Source organism: Vogesella mureinivorans, assembly GCF_007644035.1.
GTDB lineage: Bacteria > Pseudomonadota > Gammaproteobacteria > Burkholderiales > Chromobacteriaceae > Vogesella > Vogesella mureinivorans.
In genome coordinates, this window is record NZ_VMTV02000085.1 from 1 (window position 1) to 367 (window position 367).

Sequence of the window (367 nt, forward strand, 5' to 3'; positions counted from 1 at the left end):
ATTTGTTGGGTTATTAAACTAAATTGATTGCCATTTAAAATCACTTGGATTTTACACCACGCTTGACGCTCTAAATTTACTTCGGTTTGAATTGAACGATGTTCAAGCCAAAAACGGTAATTCGGAACCCCTAACGGGTTTTGGCTTTGCTTAACCGTTGAAGCGACCGAGCCGCTCAGAATTAAGCAATTATCAATCGGCGAATTACTCGCCAGCTTCCTCTGATTCAACTTCAGCTACCGCTTCAGCAACTTTGCTTTCTTTCGCTTTCACCATTGGTGACGCTTCAGTTACTGCCGCTTTAGTGTGAACGATTAAGTTACGAAGAACTGCATCGTTATAACGGAAGTTAGTTTCTAACTCGTCG

1 protein-coding gene is annotated in these 367 nt (G+C 41.7%); it reads right to left on the bottom strand.

Features of this window, described 5'->3' with window-relative positions; translation table 11 throughout:
• Positions 1–230 (bottom strand): single stranded DNA-binding domain-containing protein (locus tag FLQ44_RS02060; protein ID WP_170252717.1); only part of this gene is annotated, 230 nt, incomplete at its 3' end.
• Positions 231–367 lie beyond the last annotated feature (137 nt).